Origin of the sequence: Xanthomarina sp. F1114 (assembly GCF_026410255.1) — a bacterium.
Lineage (GTDB): Bacteria > Bacteroidota > Bacteroidia > Flavobacteriales > Flavobacteriaceae > Xanthomarina.
In genome coordinates, this window is the sequence record NZ_JAPMLL010000015.1 from 64632 (window position 1) to 85961 (window position 21330).

At 32.8% G+C, this 21330-nt stretch carries 22 protein-coding genes; 15 read left to right on the plus strand and 7 right to left on the minus strand.

Going from position 1 to position 21330, the window contains the following annotated elements:
• Nucleotides 1–17: 17 nt before the first annotated feature.
• The 13 genes from atpE to OS188_RS12775 all read left to right on the plus strand — a co-directional run bounded on the left by atpE (nt 18) and on the right by OS188_RS12775 (nt 12681).
• Nucleotides 18–224 carry an ATP synthase F0 subunit C gene (atpE, locus tag OS188_RS12715; protein ID WP_267149230.1) on the plus strand — a complete coding sequence of 69 codons (207 nt, stop codon included), beginning with the start codon at nt 18–20 and terminating at the stop codon, nt 222–224.
• A gap of 162 nt (nt 225–386) precedes the next feature.
• On the plus strand, nt 387–881 hold the full coding sequence (locus tag OS188_RS12720) for a F0F1 ATP synthase subunit B (protein ID WP_267149231.1): 495 nt from the start codon (nt 387–389) through the stop codon (nt 879–881).
• Between the two features lie 72 nt (nt 882–953).
• Nucleotides 954–1490, plus strand: coding sequence for an ATP synthase F1 subunit delta (atpH, locus tag OS188_RS12725; protein WP_267149232.1), 537 nt, complete (start codon nt 954–956; stop codon nt 1488–1490).
• A gap of 52 nt (nt 1491–1542) precedes the next feature.
• Nucleotides 1543–3123, plus strand: coding sequence for a F0F1 ATP synthase subunit alpha (gene atpA / locus OS188_RS12730; RefSeq protein WP_267149233.1), 1581 nt, complete (start codon nt 1543–1545; stop codon nt 3121–3123).
• A 78-nt stretch (nt 3124–3201) separates the two neighbouring features.
• The gene (gene atpG, locus OS188_RS12735; RefSeq protein ID WP_267149234.1) at nt 3202–4062 is read left to right on the plus strand and encodes an ATP synthase F1 subunit gamma; all 861 of its coding nucleotides are present in this window, start codon (nt 3202–3204) and stop codon (nt 4060–4062) included.
• A gap of 126 nt (nt 4063–4188) precedes the next feature.
• On the plus strand, nt 4189–4692 hold the full coding sequence (locus OS188_RS12740) for a hypothetical protein (RefSeq protein WP_267149235.1): 504 nt from the start codon (nt 4189–4191) through the stop codon (nt 4690–4692).
• A 59-nt stretch (nt 4693–4751) separates the two neighbouring features.
• Nucleotides 4752–6215: an oligosaccharide flippase family protein gene (locus OS188_RS12745; protein ID WP_267149236.1), complete on the plus strand. Its 1464-nt coding sequence runs from the start codon at nt 4752–4754 to the stop codon at nt 6213–6215.
• Nucleotides 6216–6335: 120 nt separating this feature from the next.
• A complete protein-coding gene (gene dut, locus OS188_RS12750) occupies nt 6336–6770 on the plus strand; it encodes a dUTP diphosphatase (protein WP_267149237.1) in 435 nt (144 codons plus the stop codon).
• 375 nt (nt 6771–7145) lie between these two features.
• A complete protein-coding gene (locus OS188_RS12755) occupies nt 7146–8165 on the plus strand; it encodes a sugar phosphate nucleotidyltransferase (RefSeq protein ID WP_267149238.1) in 1020 nt (339 codons plus the stop codon).
• Between the two features lie 81 nt (nt 8166–8246).
• Complete coding sequence (locus tag OS188_RS12760) at nt 8247–9608, plus strand: tetratricopeptide repeat protein (protein ID WP_267149239.1); 1362 nt, start codon at nt 8247–8249, stop codon at nt 9606–9608.
• Complete coding sequence (lolB1, locus tag OS188_RS12765; protein ID WP_267149240.1) at nt 9608–10387, plus strand: lipoprotein insertase outer membrane protein LolB1; 780 nt, start codon at nt 9608–9610, stop codon at nt 10385–10387. Before OS188_RS12760 ends, lolB1 begins: the two co-directional genes overlap by 1 nt.
• Nucleotides 10387–11616 (plus strand): murein hydrolase activator EnvC family protein, encoded by a 1230-nt coding sequence (locus OS188_RS12770; protein WP_267149241.1) that lies wholly within the window; start codon nt 10387–10389, stop codon nt 11614–11616. Before lolB1 ends, OS188_RS12770 begins: the two co-directional genes overlap by 1 nt.
• A gap of 294 nt (nt 11617–11910) precedes the next feature.
• A complete protein-coding gene (locus tag OS188_RS12775; protein ID WP_267149242.1) occupies nt 11911–12681 on the plus strand; it encodes a hypothetical protein in 771 nt (256 codons plus the stop codon).
• A 4-nt stretch (nt 12682–12685) separates the two neighbouring features.
• On the opposite strand, the gene OS188_RS12780 is transcribed toward OS188_RS12775, so the two are convergent.
• Both OS188_RS12780 and OS188_RS12785 read right to left on the minus strand, forming a co-directional pair.
• On the minus strand, nt 12686–13195 hold the full coding sequence (locus tag OS188_RS12780; RefSeq protein ID WP_267149243.1) for an acyl-CoA thioesterase: 510 nt from the start codon (nt 13193–13195) through the stop codon (nt 12686–12688).
• Nucleotides 13196–13449: 254 nt separating this feature from the next.
• On the minus strand, nt 13450–14388 hold the full coding sequence (locus tag OS188_RS12785) for an HU domain-containing protein (RefSeq protein WP_267149244.1): 939 nt from the start codon (nt 14386–14388) through the stop codon (nt 13450–13452).
• Between the two features lie 104 nt (nt 14389–14492).
• Between OS188_RS12785 and dprA the strand changes: the two genes are divergently transcribed.
• A complete protein-coding gene (dprA, locus tag OS188_RS12790; RefSeq protein WP_267149245.1) occupies nt 14493–15596 on the plus strand; it encodes a DNA-processing protein DprA in 1104 nt (367 codons plus the stop codon).
• A gap of 72 nt (nt 15597–15668) precedes the next feature.
• Here dprA and trpS read toward each other — a convergent pair whose 3' ends face one another.
• The gene (gene trpS, locus OS188_RS12795) at nt 15669–16637 is read right to left on the minus strand and encodes a tryptophan--tRNA ligase (RefSeq protein WP_267149246.1); all 969 of its coding nucleotides are present in this window, start codon (nt 16635–16637) and stop codon (nt 15669–15671) included.
• A 117-nt stretch (nt 16638–16754) separates the two neighbouring features.
• Here trpS and OS188_RS12800 point away from each other — a divergent pair, with 117 nt between their 5' ends.
• A complete protein-coding gene (locus tag OS188_RS12800; RefSeq protein ID WP_267149247.1) occupies nt 16755–17489 on the plus strand; it encodes a lysophospholipid acyltransferase family protein in 735 nt (244 codons plus the stop codon).
• A gap of 96 nt (nt 17490–17585) precedes the next feature.
• On the opposite strand, the gene OS188_RS12805 is transcribed toward OS188_RS12800, so the two are convergent.
• From OS188_RS12805 to recA, 4 genes are all read right to left on the minus strand, one after another.
• Entirely contained in the window at nt 17586–19199 is a 1614-nt protein-coding gene (locus OS188_RS12805) for a putative outer membrane beta-barrel protein (protein ID WP_267149248.1), read from the minus strand.
• A complete protein-coding gene (locus OS188_RS12810) occupies nt 19199–19741 on the minus strand; it encodes an RNA polymerase sigma factor (protein WP_267149249.1) in 543 nt (180 codons plus the stop codon). The genes OS188_RS12805 and OS188_RS12810 overlap by 1 nt, the downstream gene beginning before the upstream one ends.
• Before the next feature lie 27 nt (nt 19742–19768).
• Nucleotides 19769–20140 carry a hypothetical protein gene (locus OS188_RS12815; protein WP_267149250.1) on the minus strand — a complete coding sequence of 124 codons (372 nt, stop codon included), beginning with the start codon at nt 20138–20140 and terminating at the stop codon, nt 19769–19771.
• A 129-nt stretch (nt 20141–20269) separates the two neighbouring features.
• The gene (gene recA, locus OS188_RS12820; protein ID WP_267149251.1) at nt 20270–21277 is read right to left on the minus strand and encodes a recombinase RecA; all 1008 of its coding nucleotides are present in this window, start codon (nt 21275–21277) and stop codon (nt 20270–20272) included.
• Nucleotides 21278–21330: the final 53 nt, after the last annotated feature.

The following is a 21330-nucleotide window of genomic DNA, read 5'->3' on the forward strand; positions in this document are numbered from 1 at the left end:
AATTTAAATTTTATATTATGACTATTACAGGAATTGCAGCAATCGGAGCTGGTATCGCAGTAGTTGGAGCCGGATACGGAATTGGAAAAATTGGAGGATCAGCTATGGATGCCATGGCTCGTCAACCAGAAATCCAAGGAAAAATCCAAACTTCAGCACTTATTTTAGCGGCTTTCGTAGAAGCAGTAGCACTATTTGGTGTTGTTGCATCGATAATCTCTTAATTAAGATTATTAAATACAGAGGTAACGGTTGGTTGCCTCTGTGTTTTAATTTTTTAAGACTTAAGGATTACCTTAAGAGAGTTATAATTAAAATTTGAATTGAGCGTAGTCTCAAAAAAAGTATACCCACATCGTGGGACTAAAAACTAAAAAAATTAAAGAATGGATTTAATTACACCCGGTTTAGGACTTGTCTTTTGGACAGTAATTACATTTTTGTTTTTACTTATTATTTTAAAAAAATATGCTTGGAAACCAATTCTTGGTGCTGTTGGCGATAGAGAAGATGGTATTAAAAAAGCATTGGCATCTGCTGAAAACGCACGTAAGGAAATGGAGAATCTTCATGCCGATAACGAACGTATTTTAAAAGAAGCAAGAGCAGAAAGAGAAGCATTACTTAAAGAAGCACGTGATATTAAAGTTAAATTAATTGACGATGCTAAAAGTGAAGCTGAAAATCAAGCTAATAAAATAATAGAACAAGCTCAGGCTGCTATTGAAAGTGAAAAGAAAGCTGCAATGGCAGAACTTAAAAATCACGTAGCCGAGTTATCTATAGATATAGCGGAAAAAGTAGTTCGTGCAGAATTATCTAGCAAAGACAAACAAGTACAATTGGTTGAGTCTATGTTAGGAGAAGCAAAATTAAACTAATTATTAATTATAAAACGAGTCCTTTTTATAACTGCAATTTAATGCACTTAAAAAAAGGATTTAGAATAAGCTATGGCAGGAGCAAGAGCAGCAATACGTTACGCAAAAGCAGTTTTAAGTTTAGCATCAGATAAAAAAGCAACCGAGGTTGTAAATAAAGATATGAAGCTAATAGCTAAAACTATTGCAGAAAGCACAGACTTAAACAGTATGCTTCAAAGTCCTGTAGTGGGTGCTTCAGTTAAAAAATCTGTGTTATTAGAGGTTTTTAAAGACTCTAATGAAATAACACAAAATTTAATTGATACTTTAATCACAAATAAAAGATTACCACTAATAGAGGAAATTGCTATACAATATAACCTTTTATACGATCAGTTAACAGGAACTCAAGTGGCACAAGTTACTACAGCAGTCCCATTAACAGACGATTTAAGAAAAAAGGTATTAGCTAAACTTAAAGAGCTTACGGGGAAAGATGTTGAAATTAAAAGCACTTTAGACGAAAGCATTATAGGAGGCTTTATTTTACGTGTTGGAGATATTCAATACAATGCAAGTATTGCAAACAAATTAAACAAGTTAAAAAGAGAATTTACATTAAATTAAATATACAGATTTGGTACTTATTTTATTACCAAATACTTAATACTTTATAAAAATGGCAGAAGTAAAACCAGCTGAAATATCAGCAATTTTAAAACAACAACTTTCAGGTTTTGAAGCAGGAGCTACATTAGACGAGGTTGGAACTGTATTAACTGTAGGTGATGGTATTGTTCGTGCGTACGGATTGGCTAATGCACAATATGGTGAATTAGTTGAATTCGAAGGAGGAGCAGAAGGTATTGTTCTTAACTTAGAAGAAGATAACGTAGGAATCGTACTTTTAGGAACTTCAATAGGAGTTAAAGAAGGATCTACAGTAAAACGTACAGAACGTATTGCATCTACAAAAGTAGGTGAAGGAATTGTTGGACGTGTGGTTGATACTTTAGGAAATCCAATTGATGGAAAAGGACCAATTTCCGGTAAAACTTACGAAATGCCTTTAGAGCGTAAAGCTCCAGGGGTAATTTTTAGAGAGCCAGTTACCGAGCCGTTACAAACAGGAATTAAAGCTATTGATGCTATGATTCCAGTTGGTAGAGGTCAACGTGAGTTGGTAATTGGAGATAGACAAACTGGTAAAACTACGGTTTGTATTGATGCTATTTTAAATCAAAAAGAATTTTACGATGCAGGAAACCCTGTATATTGTATATATGTGGCAGTTGGACAAAAAGCTTCAACAGTTGCATTAATTGCTAAGACTCTAGAAGAAAGAGGCGCTTTAGCTTATACTACAATAGTAGCTGCAAATGCATCAGACCCTGCTGCTATGCAAGTTTATGCACCTTTTACAGGAGCATCTATTGGAGAGTATTTTAGAGATACGGGTAGACCAGCTTTAATTGTTTTTGATGATTTATCTAAGCAAGCTGTAGCTTACCGTGAGGTATCTTTATTATTACGTCGTCCACCAGGACGTGAAGCGTATCCTGGAGACGTTTTCTACTTACACTCTAGATTATTAGAACGTTCTGCAAAAATTATTGATAACGATGCTATTGCTCAAGATATGAACGACCTTCCAGATTCTATTAAAGGAATCGTTAAAGGTGGTGGTTCTTTAACAGCTTTACCAATTATTGAAACTCAAGCAGGAGACGTATCAGCATATATCCCAACTAACGTAATTTCTATTACAGATGGACAAATTTTCTTAGATGGAGATTTATTTAACTCTGGCGTACGTCCGGCAATTAACGTAGGTATTTCTGTATCTCGTGTTGGTGGTAATGCTCAGATTAAATCAATGAAAAAAGTATCTGGTACTTTAAAATTAGATCAAGCACAATTCCGTGAATTAGAAGCATTCGCGAAATTTGGATCAGATTTAGATGCAGTTACTTTAAATGTCATTGAAAAAGGAAAACGTAACGTTGAAATCTTAAAACAAGGACAAAACGATCCTTTTAAAGTGGAAGATCAAGTAGCAATTATTTATGCAGGATCTAAAAACTTATTAAGAGATGTACCAGTAGCTAAAGTAAAAGAATTTGAAAGAGATTATATCGATTTCTTAAAAGCAAAACATAGCGATGTCTTAGCTACTTTAAAAGCAGGTAAATTAACTGATGAGGTTACAGACACTTTAGTTACTGTGGCTAAAGATTTATCAGAGAAATATAAAGCGTAAAAGTTTAGAGTGTAGCGTTATAAGTAAAGATTTACCTAGCACTTATAACGCTACACACCTAACTCATAACTCGAAAATATGGCTAATTTAAAAGAAATACGTAATAGAATTACATCGGTATCTTCAACCATGCAGATTACTAGTGCCATGAAAATGGTATCTGCTGCAAAGTTAAAGAAGGCGCAAGATGCTATTACGGCAATGCGTCCTTATGCAGATAAGTTAACCGAGCTTTTACAAGATTTAAGCGCTACGTTAGACGCAGAATCTGGAAGTAAATTTTCAGAGCAAAGGGAAGTAAATAATGTCCTTATTGTTGCCATTACTTCTAATAGAGGTTTGTGTGGTGCTTTTAACTCTAATATTATAAAAGCAGTAAACAAACTAACTAAAGAAACTTATGCTAATCAAGAGGTTTCTTATTTAGCAATTGGAAAAAAAGCGGATGATGCTTTTAAAAAGACCAATAAGGTAATTGCTAATGAAAGTGGACTTTTCGATGATTTAACTTTCGATAATGCTGCTGATATTGCACAAATGCTTATGGATCAATTTGTTGCTGGTAATTATGATAGAATTGTTCTTGTTTACAACAAGTTCAAAAATGCAGCAACTCAAGAAATCATGACCGAGCAATTTTTACCAATTGTTCCTATTGAAAAAGATGATAACGTAACTTTAGATTATATTTTTGAACCTTCAAAAATTGAAATCGTAGAGCAATTAATACCTAAATCTTTAAAAACGCAATTATATAAAAGTGTTAGAGATTCTTTTGCTTCAGAACATGGTGCGCGTATGACGGCTATGCACAAAGCAACAGATAACGCTACAGAGTTAAGAGATCAATTAAAATTAACTTATAATAAAGCGCGTCAGGCTGCAATTACTAACGAAATCTTAGAAATTGTTGGTGGAGCTGAAGCTCTTAATAATTAAGCTGAAGCTTTAAACATTTAGTCGAAGCCTATTTTAAAATACATATAAAACCTCACTTTTTAAGTGGGGTTTTTTTATGGTGCAATCTTTGATTTACTATCTTTATATAACTAAAACACAAAAACAATGAAAATTCAGAAGCAGTTTTTGGGATTTATATTTATATTCATAATTCTAATTAGTTTTTCCCAATGTTCTAGTGCACAAAAACTCCAAGATCAAGCCTCGTTTGAATTGGGCGAAATAAGCTACCAGAAATGGTTTTCTGGTGTTCAAGGAGGAGGTTCGGGATATACTCTATCATTAAACCTTATTTCTAATAAAAACAATGTGGTTTTAGATTCTGTATACTTTAGAGATTATAGGGCCAAAATAGAGGCTGGAAAATCTCTTTATATCGCAAATATTATAACTGAAAGCAACCAATCAGAAACTATTACAATGAGTAATAGTAAGGAGGAATTTGGTAACAAATTACCCAAAGAATTGTCTCAAAATCCTTTTAATTTAGTTCAGGATGAGTGTGTTATAAGCTATATTGAAAATAATACAACCAAATATTTAAAAGTTAATAACCTCATGGAGAAGCAACGAGCAGAATACCCATTAGCTCCCCCTAAAAAGCCATAATAGAATTCGTTGTGTACCCTCTTAGAAAACAGTATATTTAGCAGACCAAAAACAAGCTTTTGAGTACTTTAAAATCTCTCTTTAAACAAACTTTTATTTATGGTTTAGCCACTGTGCTACCACGAATGTTGAGTTTTTTGTTAGTGCGCTTACACACGGATGAAAGCGTCTTAAAATCGGTGGCCGATTATGGAGATGTATCTTTAATCTACTCCTATTTTGTATTGTTCAACGTTTTGTTGGCTTATGGCATGGAAACTGCTTTTTTTAGGTTTTATCATAAAGAAGATGATAAGTCTAAAGTGGTTGGAACCTCTACAATTTCGTTAATAGTCTCTTCCTTATTATTTTTAGTTTTTGCCTTAACGTTTCAAAATCAAATAGCAGATTTTATCGATATTAAAGTCGAATATATCAATTTGGTTATTTGGATTTTGTTATTAGATGCTTTGGTAATTATCCCATTTGCCTGGTTAAGAGCAAATGCAAGGCCTATTAAATACGCCATTATTAAAATAATTAATGTGTTAGTTAACTTAGGCTTAAACTTATTTTTGCTACTGTGGTTAAAAGATCTAGCTGCAGAATCTCAGGTGTTAGCACTCATTTATAAGCCAGATTTTGAAATCAATTATATTTTTATTGCCAACTTAGTAGCAAGTGCGGTTACCTTATTATTAATGTCTCCTTTCTACTTTAAAGTTAAATACTATTTTAATAGTACGCTTTGGAAACAGATGATTCGCTATGCTTTTCCAGTGTTAATTGCAGGTGTTGCATTTTCCATAAATGAGACTTTTGATAGAATTCTTCTTAATAAACTTCTACCCGAAAATATAGCTAAAACCGAGATAGGTATGTACTCAGCTTGTTATAAATTAGGAATGTTTATGACACTTTTTGTAACAGCTTTTAAGTTGGGCGTAGAACCTTTCTTTTTTAGCCATGCTAATTCTGAAAACCCTAAGCACAACTACGCTAGAATTTTGGAGTATTTCGTTATTTTCGGATCTGTTATCTTATTAGGAGTAGTTGTTTTTGCCGATGTTCTAAAAGTAATACTTATTGGTAATGAGGCTTATTGGCAAGCCATGGTTATTGTGCCAATTATCTTATTAGCTAATCTGTGTTTAGGTATTTACCATAATTTATCGGTTTGGTATAAAGTAACAGATAGAACCAAGTTTGGAGCCTACATTTCGGTGTTTGGAGCACTATTAACTTTAGCCGTAAATTTCTGGTTAATTCCAATATTTAGCTATGTTGGCTCGGCTATTGCTACCTTGTTTGCCTATGCTAGTATGATGTTTGTATCCTATTATTATGGAAAAAAATATTATCCAATTCCATATAATCTTAAAAAAATCTCATGGTATTTATTATTGTCAATAGGACTTTCGTTTGTGGTTTTTTATGGATTTAGGGGGAATTATATTGTTGGAATTTCAGCATTAATTGTATTTTTAGCTTTAGTTATTCAACTTGAAAAAAATGATTTGAAAAAACTGCTAAAAAGAACATAAATTAAAGGCCTATCTGCTTCTTTGAAAACAGCCAATTTCTTTCTGGAATTTAGAAGACTAGGCCTCAGAAATAATTGAGTTATAATTAAAAATAGATACCGTTTTAACGGTTAAGTAAATATGAATATAAAAATAATTAATAAATCCAGTCATGCATTACCACATTACGAAACCATAGCTTCTGCAGGAATGGATTTAAGAGCAAACTTAACAGAATCCGTAACTCTTAAACCTTTAGAAAGAACCATTGTAAAAACAGGTTTATTTATAGAACTACCAATAGGTTTCGAAGCACAGGTAAGACCTAGAAGTGGTCTAGCGGCTAAAAAAGGAGTGACCGTTTTGAATTCGCCAGGAACTATTGATGCCGATTACCGTGGAGAAATTGGCGTGATTCTTGTAAACTTATCAAATCAGGATTTCACTATAGAAAATGGCGAACGCGTTGCACAATTAGTTATTGCAAAACACGAACGCGCTGAGTGGACCGAAGTAGAAAAACTTTCTGAAACCTCCCGTGGTGAGGGTGGTTTTGGAAGCACAGGTGTGAAGTAAATTCTTGCGAAAGCAGGAGACTCTCTATCAATTAAAATGAAACACTGGTTTATATATTTCATGACAAATAAACAAATGGTGTTTTGTATATTGGAGTAACGTAAAATATGGATGAAAGAGTAAAAGAACATAAATTAAAAGTTCGACCATAATCAGTTACAGCCAGGTATAACTGTATATAACTGTGATGAATTAATATATTTTGAAGAGTTTGAACATGGAAGTGAAGCTGTAAAACGAGAACGAAATTTTAAAAAATGGAAAAGAGATTGGAAGATTGAATTAATTGAAGAAATGAATCCGATGGAATCTGAATTATCGGAAAATTAGAAAATAAAGTTTAACTAAAAGATACCTGCCTGCGCAGGTAATGATATGAAAATAATAGTACCCATGGCTGGACGAGGTTCTCGTCTTAGACCACATAGTTTAACAGTACCAAAACCTTTAATTCCGGTTGCAGGACAGCCTATTGTTCATAGATTGGTAAAGGATATTGTAAAAGTATTAGATCAACCCATCGACGAAATTGCTTTTATTCTTGGAGATCCAGCTTGGTTTGGAGACGAGGTGGTTTCTAGTTTAGAAAAATTGGCAGAAGGTTTAAATGCTAAAGCTACTATTTATCGTCAAGACAAGCCTTTAGGAACAGGACACGCTATTATGTGCGCCAAAGAATCTCTTTCGGGACCAGCAGTTATTGCTTATGCAGATACTCTAATTCGTGCTAACTTTAGTTTAGATCCTGATGCAGATGCCGTAATCTGGGTAAAACAAGTAGATAAACCAGAGGCTTTTGGAGTGGTTAAATTAAACGATAATAATGAAATTATTGAGCTGGTTGAAAAACCAGAAACCTTTGTCAGCGATTTAGCTGTTATTGGTATTTATTACTTTAAAGATGTTGCTGTTTTAAAAGAAGAATTGCAACATGTGTTAGACAATAACATTATTAATGGTGGCGAATATCAAATAAATGATGGTATTAAAGGGATGATGGCGAAAGGGAAGGTTTTTAAAACCGGAACTGTAGACGAGTGGATGGATTGTGGTAATAAACCCGTAACCATAGAAACAAATACTAGAATGTTAGGGTTTCTAAAAGCTGATGGAGATGAACAATTAATTTCTTCAACCATTAAAAATAATAATTCAACCATTATAGAACCTTGCTTTATTGGCGAAAATGTAGTTTTAAATAATGCTACTATTGGTCCAAATGTTTCCATAGGAGATAATTGTACGATTGAGACTTCAACCGTTAAAAATAGTTTAATACAAAGCCATACTACTATTAAAAATGCTAATTTAGACGACGCAATGATTGGTAATCATGTAAGTTATAATGGTAATTTTAAGAAAGTAAGTATTGGAGATTATTCAGTTTTAGAATAATACGCTTATGTACATAGAAAAGTAATGTAACGACAGTAAAGTTTAAAATAACTCAAAGATTCCTGTTATGGCAGGCGCGCTATGAAAACAAAATTCTACATCCTCATTTTTTTCTTTGGAATGATTCTCGTTCCCCAGATAAACTATGCCCAAGTAGATTTTAATAAGACGCCAGATGACGATTTAGGTGATGTTGAAGATAGAACTCAAGAATTGTTTTTTGAAGCTCTAAAACAACAAGCTATTGAAAACTATGATCGGGCAGTTAAAGCGCTTCTTTTATGTATTGAATTAGATAAAAAAGAATCTGTTTTTTATTTCGAATTAGGCAAAAACTACAACAAATTAAAAAATTTTGGTGCTGCCGAGGATGCTTTAAAGAGAGCGGTAAAATTAGAGCCAGAAAACGAGTGGTATTTAGATGAACTTTACACGGTTTATGCACAACAAAACGACGAAAAAAAGGCTATTAAAACCATCCAGCAACTAGTTAAATATCATCCTGAATATAAAGAAGATTTAGCCATGTTGTATTTTAAAGCAAAAAAATACAATGATGCCTTAAGTATTCTGGACGAACTAGACAAAGAACAAGGCATAACTCCTTCCCGAGATTTGATGCGAAATCAAATTTATAAAGCAACAGGAAGAAAGAACGACCAGATTCAAAATCTAGAAACTCGGGTAGACAATAATCCAGACGAAGAATCAAATTACTTGGCTTTAATTTATAGATATAGCGAAAATAACGATAATGAGAAGGCGTTTGAAACAGCTAAAAAACTATTAGAAATAAAACCTAACTCCCAACTAGTACATTTAGCATTATACAAGTTCTATATAGAAGAGAATAGCACAGAACAGGCTATTGCTTCTATGAAAATAGTACTTCAAAGTCCACAGATTAATCCCGATGCTAAAATGATGGTTTTATCAGATTTTGTAAAATTTGTTAGCGAAAATCCGGAATACGAACAGGATTTGGTAGAAGCTACTAGTTTTACTTTAGACGATACTAATGATAAAAGCTATATAGAATTAGCACAGTATTATCTAAGAAAGGACGATAAAGAAAAGGCTTTGAAATACTACAATGAAGCTTTAAAAATAGATTCAGATAATTATTCTGTTTTAAAACAAGTACTGCTTTTAGATATTGATTTAGAGCACTACGAAGAGGTTGTTTCTAAAAGCGATAAGGCACTATTAAAATACCCATCGCAACCATTGTTATACCTGGTAAATGGCGTGGCTCTAAATAGGCTAAACAAACCTAAACAAGCTATTGATGCCTTAGAAACCGGGCTTGATTATGTGATAGACGACACCAAGATGGAAGGCGATTTTTACAGACAACTTAGTTTGGCTTATAGCGCTTTAAACAATACAACTAAAGCCAAGACGTTTAGTGATAAAGCCGAACAGTTAGAATCTACAAATTAATGAATATATTGAATAATATAAAGCCTCTTATTTTAGGAGTTCTTATCCTATTTTTTACGGCTTGTAAGTCGTCTAAAATCTCATCAGATGGTACAGCAAATTTAAGTTTAACTTCAAAAGAGGTTATTAAAGAAAATTCTAGAACTTCTCCAGATTTTAAAACTCTTCAAGCCAAAGTTAAAATTTCTTATTCTCAAGGAAACGATTCGCAAACACATACAGTTTCATTTAGAATGTTGAAAGATCAGATTATCTGGATAAGTTCGTCTTTTAATATTGTAAGAGCAAAAATTACTCCAGAAAAAGTAAGCTATTATAACAAGTTAGACAATACGTATTTTGATGGAGATTTTAGTCTATTAAGTGATATCCTTGGAACAGATTTAGATTTTGAGAAAGTACAAAACATGCTACTTGGAGATCCTTTGTTTGAATTAAATAGAACCGATTATAGCATGTCTGTTTCAAATGATAAATATTTATTTCAACCCAAAGAGCAATTGGCGCTTTTCGAGTTGTTTTACTTAATTAGCCCTGTTCATTTTAAAATTGATTCTCAACAACTAGCTCAGCCTATAGAGGCTAGATTTCTTCAAGTAGATTATTTAAATTATCAACTAATAGATAAGCAAAATTTACCTGAAGATATTAAAATAATTGTGTTGGAAGCCGATAAAGAAACTGTGATAGAAATGTCTTTCAAATCTGTATATTTGAACCAAGATTTAAGATATCCTTTTAAGATACCATCAGGATTCGAAGAAATAATCTTAAAATAATGGGGCATAAACACACTTTTAAATACATCTTCCTACTGGTTTTTACTTTAACCAGTACCATTGGATTTTCGCAAAGTAAAAAACAGCAAGAGTTAGAAGAGCGACGTCAGGAATTGAGAAATGAAATCAAACAAATAAACGATTTATTGTTTAAAAACAGATCTCAAAAGAAATCTCAAACGTCTCTTATTGAAGATTTAAGTTATAAAGTGAATGTGCGTCGGAATTTGATAAAAATCACGAATCAGCAGGCTAATTTACTAACTCGAGAAATTAATACCAATCAAAAGAAAATCACCGAATTACGAGACGAACTTCAAACCTTAAAAGACAATTATGCTAAAATGATTGTCACTTCTTATAAAAGTAAAAGTGAACAAAGTAGAATCATGTTTTTATTGTCGTCTAGCAATTTTCAGCAAGCTTATAAGCGAGTACAATACATCAATCAATATGCAGATTATCAAAAGGAGCAAGGTGAAGCTATAAAGGTAAAGACGGCCGAATTACAAGAAACTAATAAGGCTTTATTAAGACAAAAAGAGGACAAACAAAAGCTAATTGACGAAAACAGGGTGGCTCAAAGAGAGCTTGAAGTGGAGTTAAAACAGCAAGAAAGTTTGATGGCTTCCATAAATAAAAACCTGAATAATTATACGGCTCAAATAAGACAAAAGCAAAAAGAAGCAGATAAAATTGATCGGGAAATTGAGAAAATTATTCGCGAAGCTATTGCTAAATCTAATAAAAGTGCTGGTAAAAAGAGTACAGCTTCTAGTGGTTTTGCATTAACTCCAGAAGATAAAATTTTAGCAAGTAATTTTGTGTCAAGTAAAGGAAAACTACCTTGGCCAGTACAAAAAGGAGTTGTAAAACTTCGCTATGGAAAACAACCACATCCAGTGGTAAAAACAGTAATGATTCAAAGTAATGGAGTTCGAATTGCAACTGAAGAAGGAGCTGAAATTCGTGCTGTATTTAATGGAAAGGTGCTGGCTGTTCAGGCAATAAAGCATGGAAATCTGTCGGTGTTAATACAACACGGTAACTATATAACAGTATATAAAAACCTGTCTAAAGTGTATGTTAAAAAGGGAGATATGGTAAGTACCAAACAAGAAATTGGAAAAGTTTTTACCAACCCATCTAATAAAGAAAGTATCTTAAACTTTAGCATCTTTAAAGAAAGCAACACTCAAAATCCAGCCGATTGGATTTACAAAATGTGATAACATTTTGAAACACTATTTTTAGGATTTATAAAATGTAACTTTTCATGGTGCGCGTTGAATCCTCGATTTTGGAAAGAAGCTAGGAATCTCAAACAAAAAGATATTAATTATACAAAAAGTGCTTTTAACTCCTTAGCATATGCAGGCTTTATTTTTCAGGGATAAATATCTGCTTTCTCGCAAAACCCGATCATAACTCTGTATTCTGTCTAAAAATAAAATTTAAAGGACTTTTCGATTAAAGCGTTGGCGTAATTTAATATATTTATTATTCAAAAAATTACTGAAAATATGAAATATCCTTTACTTGTGTCCATTGTTATATTTATGAGTTCATGTCATAGTGATGATAGTGATTATGAATCACAAGACCATGCACCTAGTGGATCTTTAATAAAAATGGATATTTATTATCCAAAAACAGATGTTAAGTCAAGTAATACATATTTTTATAATAGACAAGGTAAGGTTAGTAGTACTTTGGGAGAATCATGGAGTCTGTCAGAATATGCTCAATATACAACCTCATTCTCATATAATGCCAATGGACAGATATGGAAATCTTCTACAGAATATGAAGAAAATATAGATTATACAGAGTTTATTTTTGAAAACGATTTAATTACTACATCACTCAGACATCGAAGCAATGGTGATATTTTACGTACGGTTTATAGTTATAATGCCGATAATCAGTTAATAAGTAAACAGCATTTCAACGCAGATAATGAAGCGGCAGCAGTAGTAACTATAACTTTCAACACAAACGGAAATATTGAGCATACGCATTCAGAACCTATTAACGGAGATATTAAAGACCACACTTATGAATATGATATCTATAACAATCCACAAGCAAGCCTTTTTGAAAATCAAGAATTAAGCAAAGTAGTTGGTAATAGTTTTAACAATATAACTAATACCATTTTAACGCGTAATTATAATCAATCTACCGAGATAAATATAGAGTATACTTATAATGCGGCTGGATATCCTTTAACATCCAAGGAATATATGTATGGGGACTTAGAAACTCAGGTTACTTATACATACCAAGAATAATAGCTTATACAAACAAAGCCTTCAACTCCGTAGCATCTTTAGGGTTCATTTTACCAGCAATTACTAAGCTTAATTGTTTGCGTCTTAAAGCGCCTTTAAAGCGTTCTTTTTCTAAATCGGTTTCTGGAGTAAGCTCAGGAACTTCCACAGGACGGCCTGTTTCATCTACAGCTACAAAAGTGTAAATAGCTTCGTTAGCCTTAGTTTTTTGTCCAGATTCTCTATCTTCTATCCAAACATCTAAGTAAATTTCCATCGAGCTTCTAAAAGCACGAGATACCTTAGCTTCAACCGTAACCACAGATCCCACAGGCACTGCACGATTAAATTCTACGTGATTTACAGACGCTGTTACCACAATTCGTCTGCTGTGTCTTCTGGCAGCAATACTGGCAGCACGATCCATTCTAGCAAGTAATTCGCCTCCAAATAAGTTGTTTAATGGGTTGGTTTCACTTGGCAGAACTAAGTCTGTCATTATGGTTCTGGATTGCTCAGGTGTTTTTATAGACATGATGGGTGTGCATTTATAAAATGAAATGCAAAGGTAAAGCCATTTTAGATTTTAGACTTACGAATTATGAAAATTTTGTCACTGAAAATGAAATACAACACAACGAAAAATTGCTATGTTTTTTTTGTAATAATATGTCATTCCGACGTTAGGAGGAATCTCTCCATGTGATGTGGGATAACGTTAAGGTTGGTTAGAGGTTCTTTAGTCGTTACTTTCGGTCTGTCTACAAAGACAGGCTTCAGAACAGGAAATTAATCCAACTCCTTCACCAACAACCAAGCAGCAGAATTATGAGAGCGTTTTACTTCTCTTAAAGCACTTAAAGCCTCCAAACGGTCTTGATAACTAGCATAGACTACTTCGTGTAAACCGTATTTGTTTTCACCAATTTTTCTAGCATCATAACCTAATTGTTTAAGTTCTTCAACTTTTTTATCGCTGTTTCCCTCCACTCTAAAAGCACCGGCAATAATATGGTAATTACCAACTTGTTTTTTCACATTTAGAGTAACAGCAGGAAGTGGATTCTCTATAACAAAAGTAGCTTCTTGAATTTTGTTTTCAAGCTGTACATTGGCTTCTTCTTGAGCTATTTGGTTTTGAGAATTTATGTTTTCTACATAATATTTGGAAGCAACAAACCCACCCACAGTCAGGGCAATTACCGCTACAGCAGCATATTTTAAATAACCTTTAGATTTGCGTCTTTCTGGAGTAATTGCAATTGGAATAACTTTTTCAATTTTTTCAACTTCTTCTTTATAAACTTCTCTACTTACAGAAGGAGATACAAATTGGGATAAGCCAAAAGCATCTGTTAAATAATTTAAGTGATAAGAAGGTTCAAAAAGCATCTTCCCTTCGTTATTTAACGAAAGTTCTCCAATATTATCAAAAGCAATGGTTTCTCCTTCGGTAAGATAAGATTTTAGCGCTTTCACACGTTTTTCAATCTTTCTTGCAGCTTCTTCAAATGGAATCTTTTCTACATCGGCGATATAATGGGTTAAAATGCCATCGTTTGCTTGAATTTGCTCGTTAAAAGATAGTTTCTTTTTTGGAGGATAAAAGGCATTTGTAGACTCGTGAATGGTTGCTGAAACTCGTTGCGTTAAAAAAGCTCCAAACTCAGGAACTGTAACACATTCATATCTATATAGTAAGTCGCTTATGTATGATTCTAATTGCATAAAAACAAAGTTAGCAATTTTTAATTGCGAACAAAAATTCGGCCTAACTATTTATTAACATGATTAAATTGCTTTACTTGTAGTCTCATTATCAAAATATTATCATGTCTGAAAATAATTTACTATATATTTTGGCTTTGCAGCACGTTCCTAATATTGGAGATATTACAGCAAAAAAACTGATTGCTCATTGTGGTTCTGTGGAAGCTATTTTTAATGAAAAAAAACAGAACTTACTTAAAATTGACGGCATAGGAAGTTTGGTTATTAGAGATTTATATGGCAAACATCATTTTAAAGCTGCAGAAGAAGAATTAAAATTTATTCAAGAGAATAATATTACTACCTTGTATTTTGCAGATTCCAATTATCCTGAAAAATTAAAACATTGTATAGATAGTCCTATTTTACTCTTCCAATCCGGACATGTAAATTTAAAACAACAACGAATTATTAGTGTGGTAGGTACCAGAAAAATTACAACTAATGGCATTGCTTTTTGTAATAAGTTAATTGAGGAGTTAGCTATTTTTAATCCAGTTATAGTTTCTGGATTTGCTTATGGAACAGATATTACAGCTCAAAAAGCAGCTATAAATAATAAGTTGCAGACGGTAGGTTGTTTGGCTCATGGTTTGAATCAAGTATACCCAAAAGCACATAAAAAATATGTTGCAGAAGTTGAAAAAAACGGGGGATTCTTAACAGACTTTTGGAGTAGCGATCCTTTTGATAGAAACAACTTCTTAAAACGAAATCGGGTGATTGCTGGTTTAAGCGAAGCCACTATTGTTATAGAATCTGCCGAAAGAGGAGGAAGTCTGGTAACTGCAGATATTGCAAATTCGTATAATAGAGATGTGTTTGCCGTTCCGGGCAGAGTAACAGATAGCCAGAGTATAGGTTGTAATAATTTGATTAAATTTCAAAAAGCACATGTTTTATCTACACCTCTAGATATTCCATATATGTTGAATTGGGAGTTAGAAGAAAAGGCAAAAGCCCCTATCCAAAAGCAATTGTTCGTGGAGTTAAATGATGAAGAAAAAATAGTTTATAACTATTTAAAAGAAAAAGACAAACAACTTTTAGATGTCATTGCCTTAGAATGTAACTTACCTATTTATAAAATTGCTGGCATTTTATTAAATATGGAATTAAAGGGAGTGCTAAGACCTTTACCTGGAAAATTATTCGAAATTATTTAAAAATAAAAGTGTCTAACAAGCCTTTTAAATCTTTGTTAGACACTATATTTAACCTTAGAATTTTAAATTAAACTAGTAACCCACTTTCTCGCGAACACGATTTAAAACATCATTAGCTACAACTTGAGCTTTTTTTGCACCAATAGCTAAAAGTTTATCTATTTCATCCAGATTATTCATATAATAATGATAACGCTCGCGTTCGGTAGCAAATTTTTCAATTATAAGCTCAAAAAGGGCTTGTTTAGCATGACCGTAACCGTAACCACCTTGTTCGTAATTGGCCTTCATTGCTGCAATTTGTTCATTGGAAGCCAATAAATTATATAATGCAAAACAATTACATGTACTCCAGTCTTTAGGGTCTTCTAGAGCTGTGCTATCTGTTTCAATACCCATAATTTGCTTGCGAAGTTTTTTATCGTCTAGAAAAATATTAATAATATTTCCTTGGCTTTTACTCATTTTTCCACCATTAGTTCCAGGAACAATCATAATGTTTTCTTGAATGCTTCCTTCTGGAATTACAAAAGTCTCTCCCATTTTTGTATGGAAACGAGAAGCAACATCACGTGTCATTTCTATATGTTGTAATTGGTCTTTTCCAACAGGAACAATTTCGGCATCATATATTAAAATATCTGCAGCCATAAGCATTGGGTAGGTAAATAATCCCGCATTTACATCTCCTAATCTATCAGCTTTATCTTTAAAGCCATGGGCAAGAGTTAAGCGTTGATATGGAAAAAAACAACTTAAGTACCAAGACAATTCAGTTACTTGCGGAATATCGCTCTGTCTATAAAACACTGTTTTTTCTACATCCAATCCAAAAGCTAGCCAAGTTGCAGCTGTAGAATAAGTGTTGTTTCGCAAAAGTTCTGCATCTTTAATTTGTGTTAAGGTATGCAGATTTGCAATAAATAAAAACGAGTCGTTTTTAGGATTATTAGCCATTTTAATTGCTGGAATTAATGCGCCTAAAATATTTCCTAAATGGGGTGTTCCGGTACTTTGAATGCCTGTTAAAATTCTTGCCATAATACTTCCTGCAAAAGCAGGAATCTTTTTTTATTAGTTATTCTATATTTTTTTACAAGCTACAAAGGTAAATTTTTTGATGCAATAGCTCAATAAATTTAATTAGTTTTGACACCGATGAGAATATTTAAGTGTTTGTTTTGGATTTTATATCGCATTTGGTTCTATATACTTGTAGCCTTGCCTATTATAGTTTTTTTTCCGCTTTTAATTATTTCTATTCTAAAAGAAACTTGGTATCCTTATTTTTTTAGGATTGCACGCTTGTGGGCAAAATTTATTTTAACAGGGATGGGATTTGTTTGGAAAATTGAGCATGAGCAAATACCAGAACGGGACAAAAGCTACATGTTTGTTGCCAATCATACCTCTATGGCAGATATTATGCTTATGTTGGTTTCTACTAAGAACCCTTTTGTTTTTGTTGGAAAAAAAGAGTTGGCTAAGATTCCCTTGTTTGGGTTTTTCTATAAACGGACTTGTATTTTAGTAGATAGAAATTCGGAAAGCAGCAGAAAAGCGGTGTTTTTAAGAGCTCAAAAACGTTTGAAACAAGGCTTGAGTATTTGTATTTTTCCTGAAGGTGGTGTTCCAGACGAAGATATAATTTTAGACACGTTTAAAGATGGTGCTTTTAGATTAGCCATCAATCATCAAATTCCAGTGGTTCCCATGTCTTTCTTAGATAATAAAAAACGATTTTCTTATACCTTTTTTAGTGGAGGCCCAGGAAAGATGCGTGCTGTAATTCATCCGTTTATCGAAACCAAAGGCTTAACGGTAAGCGACACAAAAGATCTTAATAAAAGAGTTCGAGAAGTTATTTTAAAAACTTTAGAGACTAGAGCATAAAAAAAGAGCTGCTCTTGGCACAGGACAGCTCTTTATTTAAGATTATCATTGCTTTCCTAGTTTTAGGAATACACAAATCAATCTAATCAACCAAAACTAAAATTTATAACTAAAACCTGTATAAACACCTATAATATATGGGTTAAAATTTCCAGAAGTGTTTTCGAACGCATTTAATTGGTACTTTAAAGTAGGCTCTAAGTTAAATTTAAATTTTTCTGTAAATTTATAGTCTAATCCAACCCCTAAGTTGGTACTAAAACTTACACTATTTATATTATTTGCTTCGCCAATATATTTTTTCTCTCCAAGTAATTCAGAATATACATCGTTGCCATCTAAAATAAACGAACTAAATCCAGCAATTAGATTTATACCAAATTTCTTGCTTCCAACTCTATAATTTAATTCCATGGGAATTTCGTAATAACTAATTCTCTGACTAATTGCAGCGTTAGAATTAGGGCTTAATAAATTATCTACTTCTCCAACCTTTAAATTATCTGCGCTTATAGCAGAAAGGCTTTCGTTACCTTTAGATAAATCTATATTCCTTAATGCACTTGAGGTAGCTCCAGTATTAGACATACCTTGATATAGAATTACATCGTTAGTATCGTAACTTAAGTTTAACGAACTTAATCCAGTACGTATAGATAGTTTTTTGTTTAAGTTATAACTAACATTTACGCCGTAACTAGTGTTTACTTCGCCACTTTTAGAATTGTTTTTAAATTGCTCATTAATATGCGAGCCTTTCCCCATCGAATTATAATAAACAGGGGCCATATTTGCATATACTTGCCACCTGTTTATTATTTCATCTTTCTCTTCTTCAATAATATCTTGATTAGCTGCAATAGCTTCCTCTATGGTTAGATCTGTTTTATTTAGTTCTTCTTCCAAAAGATTCTCCGTCTCAGCTTTTGTGTTTTCTTCTAATGCAACTCTGTGTTCTGTTGTATTAATGTTTAATTGTTGTATTTGATTTTCAGTTTTATTCTGATCAACTTCTAAATGAGAATCGGCCTTTCCACTTTCACTCTTTGTTGTGTTATCCGCTATATTATTTCTAGAGGGAATATCAGTATTTATTTTGCTTGGGTTTTCTTTTAAATGTTTGTTAGAATCTGTTTTGTCTCTAGAGTTAGTGTTATTAGCAATTTGTGTATTGTTTATATGTGGTTCTTCTGAAGTGCTTCGTATGTTTTTATTTATTGATTTCTTTTTTGAAGTCTTATTATTTATCGGGTAGATAGATTTCTTGCTTTGGCTTTCTTCTGAAGCTATTTGCGTACTATTTAAACCTTTTTTCTGTTTTGATAGTTTATTGTCAGTCCCAGTTTCAGATATAATAGCATTATCCGTAATTTTATTTTTATCTGGAGTAGTTACAACATTAGAATTTGTACTAGATTCTGTAGAAGTATTTGTATTGTCTTTAGTTGGATTTTCAGTATCAACAACCTTTATCTTGTTTGTATTTCCTAAGAAATTGTCAGATATTAAAATGCCTCCAACAGTTAATAATAAAAGCAAGAGAGCTGCAACTCCAGCTATTTTAAACCAAAGAGGAATTACTCTCTTTCTATCTTTTTCAGGTTTGTTTAATTTGCTTTGAATCTTGTTCCAAACTTCTGAATTTGGGGTAGCTTCAAAGTCTTTAAATTTTTCCTGAAAAACTCTATCTATATGTTTTTTATCACTCATTACAAGGTATGCGTGTTTAAACTTGTTTTGTATTCTTCAATTTTATCTTTTAAAATCTTCCTGGCTCTAGCCAAATTAGATTTCGAGGTTCCCGTTGAAATATCTAGCATTTTAGCTATCTCTTTATGCGAATAATCGTCTAAAACATAGAGGTTAAAAACCAATCTATAACGGTTTGGTAACTCTTGGATTATCTGTAAAAGAAACTCTAATGAAACATCATCTTCTTCAATTTCAACTTCTACATCTTCAATATTAGATTCGTCAATAATCTCAAAAACACCTTGTTTCCTATAGCGCTGTAATGCGGTGTTTATAGTTATTCGTTTTAACCAACCTTCAAAAGAACCTTTGTGTTTATATTGCGATATTTTGTTAAAAATAGTCACAAAAGCATCTTGCAGATTATCTTCTGCTTCCGCATAATTATTAGAATACTTCAGACAAACAGAAAATAATTTAGCCGAAAATAGCTGATATAGTTCTGCTTGTGCTTTGGTATCTTTTTTACTACATTTTTGTATGAGTTGTTTTAAACCCAAATGATATCGTATTAATTTAACAAAGTTTTACTCTACTACTGGAACTTCTACAATTAAATAGGTGTTTTCTCCTTGCCATAATTTAAAAACATAAGACCCATTGTGGTTTGCTGTAAAATTAAAGGAGGTTTCCATCTCTTCATTTACTGTTTCGCAATTGTCAGTTTGGTAAGCTACATTTGCTACTACTGCCAATGTTATCTCATTGCCCTGCTCTTTGTTATAAATATTATTAAAAGCATAACAAGTGGACGGTCTAATGTAAGTTAAAGTAATATCATAAGTATCGCCCAAACGGAATTGCTCTGGCAAAGTAGTACTCTCAATAGGTAAAAATTCATTATAAAATTGTGGCGAGCTATCATCGCTTACGCTACAAGAAAAAATGAAAATTGCCAAAAGACAGTAGGTTACAAATTTCTTCATTAAAAAATACATATGTACATTGTAGATGCAAAGACTATCAAAAGGTTGCGTAATAAATTAAAAAATCCCGAAGATATTCGGGATTTTTTTTAATTTATTTTTTTATTCTTTAGGAGCTTTTAATTGCTCTTTAATTTTCAATTCTAGCTCGTCTTGTAATTCTGGATTGTCTTTTATCAAGGCTTTAACGGCATCCCTACCTTGCCCTAACTTGGTGTCCCCATAACTAAACCAAGAGCCCGCTTTTTTAATAATCTCAAAATCGACTGCTACATCTAAAATCTCTCCTACTTTCGAGATCCCTTCGCCATACATAATGTCAAATTCTGCCATTTTAAACGGAGGAGCTACTTTGTTTTTCACCACTTTTACTCTGGTTTTATTACCAGCAACATTCCCATCGGTTTCTTTAATTTGTGTAGAACGTCTAATATCTAAACGTACAGAGGCATAAAATTTTAAGGCGTTACCCCCAGTTGTAGTTTCAGGGTTTCCAAACATAACCCCAATTTTTTCACGTAATTGGTTAATAAAAATTACGGTACATTTAGTTTTACTAATAGAAGCGGTTAACTTTCTTAGCGCTTGCGACATTAATCTTGCATGAAGTCCCATTTTAGAGTCTCCCATTTCACCTTCAATTTCACTTTTTGGTGTTAAAGCTGCCACAGAGTCAATAACAACAATATCTATGGCACCAGATCGAATTAAATTATCTGCAATCTCTAAAGCTTGCTCTCCATTATCTGGTTGCGAAATAATAAGGTTATCAATGTCAATTCCTAAATTTTCTGCATAAGTTCTATCGAAAGCATGTTCTGCATCAATAAATGCGGCAATACCTCCAGCTTTTTGAGCTTCGGCAATGGCATGTAAGGTTAAGGTTGTTTTACCAGAAGATTCTGGTCCGTAAATTTCTATAACTCGCCCTCTTGGATATCCGCCTACGCCTAGAGCTATATCTAAACCTAAAGAACCAGAAGGAATAGAGTCTACATCTACAACCGCTTGGTCGCTCATTTTCATGACAGTTCCTTTACCGTATGCTTTATCTAGTTTATCTAATGTAAGTTTTAGTGCTTTTAATTTGGCTTCTTTTTCGCTGCTCATTTCTCTTTTTTTTATCTTGTGAAAGTGATGCTAAAATACTACTTCTTTTTTCA

Excerpts from the sequence above, each read along its gene's own strand:
- dprA (WP_267149245.1), top strand. The coding sequence starts at position 14,493 with ATGTCTGAAAATAATTTACTATATATTTTGGCTTTGCAGCACGTTCCT.
- atpG (WP_267149234.1), top strand. The coding sequence starts at position 3,202 with ATGGCTAATTTAAAAGAAATACGTAATAGAATTACATCGGTATCTTCA.
- atpE (WP_267149230.1), top strand. The coding sequence starts at position 18 with ATGACTATTACAGGAATTGCAGCAATCGGAGCTGGTATCGCAGTAGTT.
- trpS (WP_267149246.1), bottom strand. The coding sequence starts at position 16,637 with ATGGCAAGAATTTTAACAGGCATTCAAAGTACCGGAACACCCCATTTA.
- OS188_RS12770 (WP_267149241.1), top strand. The coding sequence starts at position 10,387 with ATGGGGCATAAACACACTTTTAAATACATCTTCCTACTGGTTTTTACT.
- OS188_RS12780 (WP_267149243.1), bottom strand. The coding sequence starts at position 13,195 with ATGTCTATAAAAACACCTGAGCAATCCAGAACCATAATGACAGACTTA.
- OS188_RS12755 (WP_267149238.1), top strand. The coding sequence starts at position 7,146 with ATGAAAATAATAGTACCCATGGCTGGACGAGGTTCTCGTCTTAGACCA.
- recA (WP_267149251.1), bottom strand. The coding sequence starts at position 21,277 with ATGAGCAGCGAAAAAGAAGCCAAATTAAAAGCACTAAAACTTACATTA.
- OS188_RS12800 (WP_267149247.1), top strand. The coding sequence starts at position 16,755 with ATGAGAATATTTAAGTGTTTGTTTTGGATTTTATATCGCATTTGGTTC.
- OS188_RS12760 (WP_267149239.1), top strand. The coding sequence starts at position 8,247 with ATGAAAACAAAATTCTACATCCTCATTTTTTTCTTTGGAATGATTCTC.
- OS188_RS12720 (WP_267149231.1), top strand. The coding sequence starts at position 387 with ATGGATTTAATTACACCCGGTTTAGGACTTGTCTTTTGGACAGTAATT.
- atpA (WP_267149233.1), top strand. The coding sequence starts at position 1,543 with ATGGCAGAAGTAAAACCAGCTGAAATATCAGCAATTTTAAAACAACAA.
- atpH (WP_267149232.1), top strand. The coding sequence starts at position 954 with ATGGCAGGAGCAAGAGCAGCAATACGTTACGCAAAAGCAGTTTTAAGT.
- OS188_RS12740 (WP_267149235.1), top strand. The coding sequence starts at position 4,189 with ATGAAAATTCAGAAGCAGTTTTTGGGATTTATATTTATATTCATAATT.
- OS188_RS12805 (WP_267149248.1), bottom strand. The coding sequence starts at position 19,199 with ATGAGTGATAAAAAACATATAGATAGAGTTTTTCAGGAAAAATTTAAA.
- dut (WP_267149237.1), top strand. The coding sequence starts at position 6,336 with ATGAATATAAAAATAATTAATAAATCCAGTCATGCATTACCACATTAC.
- OS188_RS12775 (WP_267149242.1), top strand. The coding sequence starts at position 11,911 with ATGAAATATCCTTTACTTGTGTCCATTGTTATATTTATGAGTTCATGT.
- OS188_RS12785 (WP_267149244.1), bottom strand. The coding sequence starts at position 14,388 with ATGCAATTAGAATCATACATAAGCGACTTACTATATAGATATGAATGT.
- lolB1 (WP_267149240.1), top strand. The coding sequence starts at position 9,608 with ATGAATATATTGAATAATATAAAGCCTCTTATTTTAGGAGTTCTTATC.